Genomic DNA, 3,151 nt, shown 5'->3' with positions numbered 1-3,151 from the left:
TGTGATGAGTCGCTGAGGTGCGGCCTTGAGCCTGTGAGCCACAAGTCTGTGAGCCACGGCCGCACCTCAGGGGCCACGGCCCGAAGGGCCTCCTGAGCGGCCCCGGGGTCGCTCAGCGCATGACGGGAGGCCCGAAGGCCGCCCCTTCCGGCTGCCAGTGCTGGGGATGCTGCATCTTGGTGATACGGGCCACCACGACCATCGCGAGCACGGACGCGGGGATCGAGACCAGATCGTCGAAGATGTTCAGGCCGGCGACCACCTGCCTGTCCTCGGTCGACCGGGCCAAGGGCTCCGCCAGCGTCGAGACGGCGACGACGACGAACATCGTCACGTACAGCGCCCACCACCAGTTCAGCACCGCGCGGGAGGCGGGCCGGGTGCCCGGGGGAGCGCTGGAGGTCCAGATGTCGTTGGCCATCTGCTTGGGCATCCACAGCTGGGCGACCGGGATGAACCATGAGCCGGCCGCCAGGCCGCTGTCGTAGCGCTGGCGGCCGGGTGCGAGGAAGGTGGCGTTCATATATACGCGCCGGAACCACACCGGGAACATCACGACGAGCAGGATCGCCAGCACCCCGGTGAAGACCTCGAAGATCTCCAAGGAGTTCTTGGCGTCGGTGATCGCCCCCTCGGAACCGGTGCCGACCAGAACGTCGTCGTACGCGCTGAACAGCGTGCCGCTCAGGCCCAGATGGGCGACGGACAGCAGCGCGAAGGCGCCGAGCAGCCATCTCAGGGCGGAACCCAGGCCCCGCGAGGTCCGCAGGCTCCGGGCGGGCGGGGAGGAGATGGGGCCCGGGAAGTGGTGGTGAGCGGCCTGCCAGGGCTGTCCGGCCCCGCCCGCCATCGGATATCCGGGCTGGGCGCCGGAAGCGGGGTAGCCGGGTGCGGCGGGTGCGCCGGGTGCGGGTGGGGTCGCGTAACCGCTCGGCGTCCCCGGCGTCGCCGGGCCGGGCGCAGCGGCCCCCACGGACCTGACGGGCCCGGTGGCCCGCAGGGTGGCGGTGTCGGAGTCCGTAGCCGACTCGGCTGAGTCGTCTGAGTCCGCCTCCATCTCCAGCAACTGGAGCGCGTCCCGCCCGAGCTTGGCGAGCAGTTCGCCCGGCAGCCAGGTGCCGGTGGCGGCCGGATAGGCCTCCTGGGCCGTACGCGCCACCACGTCCTCGACCGAGAGCCGGACGGCCGGGTCCTTGTGCAGACAGCCGGTGATCAGCTCGAGCAGCCCCTCCGGCAGGCCCGCGAGGTCGGGCTCCTCCTGGGCTATCCGGTACAGCAGGGCGTGCACCCCGCTGGTCACATTGCCGAACGGCTGCCGGCCGGTGGCGGCGAACGCCAGCACCGATCCGAGGCAGAAGACATCGCTCGCGGTGGTCACGGCCTCGCCGCGCACCTGCTCGGGCGACATGAAACCGGGCGAGCCGACGACCGCGCCCGCCACCGTCAGATTGGTGCCCACGCCGGCGATGGTCTCCAGCGCCCGCGCGATGCCGAAGTCGATGACGCGCGGCCCGTCGATGGTGATGAGGATGTTGGAGGGCTTGAGATCGCGGTGGATCAGCCCGGCGCCGTGGATATCGCGGAGCGCGAGGGCCAGTCCGTGCGCCATGGTCCGTACGGAGTGCTCGGGCAGCGCCCCGAACTGCTCGGCGACGACGTCGTGCAGGGACGGGCCGCCGATATAGCCGGTGGCCACCCAGGGCACCTCGGCCTCGGTGTCGGCGTCCAGGACGGGCGCGGTCCACTGTCCGCCGACCCGTCTCGCGGCCGCGACCTCACGCTGGAAGCGGCTGCGGAAGTCGGCGTGGCGGGCGAGTTCGGCCTTCACCAGCTTCACGGCGACCGTGCGACCGCGGGCGGAACGGGCCAGGTAGACCCTGCCCATTCCGCCCTCGCCCAGCCTGCCGAGCAGCCGATACTCGCCTATCCACCGCGGGTCCTGGGCCCCGAGGTTCTCCATTGCCGTGCGGCTCCTGTCCGTGTGCGCTCGGTCGACGACGGGGCGGTCGACTGACGTGCGTTCGACTGACGGACGCTCAGCTTACGCGGGTGAACGTCTGCGTCTTGGTCTCGTCGCTGTAGTCGTTCGGATCGTCGTATTGCACCCGGAGTTTGTCAGATCCGTCGGCGGTGAAGGTGAGCATGTTGCCCGCGTTGCAGGCATCTTCGTAGGTCTCGTCGGTGATGTCGGCCGGGCTCAGGACCAGCCCCTTGTCGACCGAGACCAGGATCCTCTTGCCCTCGCAGTGGTACTTGCTGCTGTCCGAGACGTCCTCGCCGACCTCCGTGCCGATCGCGCCCTGCTTGACGGTGATCTTCAGGGTGGCACCCGACACCCCGAACGCGTCCTTGGCCAGCCAGGTGCCCAGGTACTTGTCGGGAATGGGCTTGTCGCCGGACTTCGAGGGGCGCAGCTTGGCCGAGTAGGAACCGTCCGTCGTGTTCCAGGCGATCGAGCCGTCGTTGCCCAGCCGCAGGGTCTGCTTCCCCACGGTGCTGCAACTGTCGCTGGGGACGCTGGTGTCCACCTCCTCGTCCTCGATGACGAGCAGGTTGTCCGTGCTGTCGAGAGTGGCCTTGCTCTGGCAGAAGGAGTCGGAGGCGGCGGTGAAGGTCTCGATGATCTTCGAACCGGTGGTGCCCTGGCTGATCACGATGCGGCGGATCTTGCCGGTGGCCGAACCGCTCTCCATGATCTCGCCTTCCCAGGCGCCCAGGTACTCGTCGGGGACGTCACCGCTGGAGCCCAGGGACGTCGAGGACGGCTCGGGCGAGTCCGAGTCGTCGCCGGACGGTGACGCCCCGTCCGAGGGCGAGGACTTGGTGGGGGGTGTGTGGGTCATCTTGCTGTAGTCCGGCTTCTTGTCCTTGCTGTCGTCGTTGGAGGCGACGTAGGCGAAGGTGGCCGCGCCCGCGATGACCAGGGTCGCGGCGATGGCGGAGGCGATGATGACCGGCTTGCGCCTGCTGCGCTTGGCGGCGGGCGGGGGTGTGGGCGTGGGCGCGGGTCCGAACGGCCCGCCGGGGCCACCGGGGCCGCCGGAGGTCACCTCCTTCGACACCACGCCCAGCACACCCCCCGCGGGCCTCGGCTCCGTCGGCCTGGGCGGCCCGGGCGTACCGGGTGGCCCCGGCGGCCCCGGTGGCCCCG

General features: G+C 70.5%; 1 protein-coding gene and 1 pseudogene. Both read right to left on the bottom strand.

Annotated features, from left to right (window positions below):
* Positions 1-112 precede the first annotated feature (112 nt).
* Positions 113-1,960, bottom strand: coding sequence for a protein kinase domain-containing protein (locus tag CCN51_RS44535; protein WP_014178271.1), 1,848 nt, complete (start codon positions 1,958-1,960; stop codon positions 113-115).
* A 76-nt stretch (positions 1,961-2,036) separates the two neighbouring features.
* Positions 2,037-3,151 (bottom strand): annotated as a pseudogene (locus CCN51_RS44530) (hypothetical protein); the annotation flags it as partial.

Source organism: Streptomyces milbemycinicus, assembly GCF_002154605.1.
Taxonomy (GTDB): Bacteria; Actinomycetota; Actinomycetes; order Streptomycetales; family Streptomycetaceae; genus Streptomyces; species Streptomyces milbemycinicus.
Note: the sequence above shows the minus strand (reverse complement) of the source record. Positions and strands in the feature narration are given on the sequence as shown.

What these genes read in the sequence shown, in the direction of transcription:
- CCN51_RS44535 (WP_014178271.1), bottom strand. Translation starts at nt 1,960, where the DNA reads ATGGAGAACCTCGGGGCCCAGGACCCGCGGTGGATAGGCGAGTATCGG.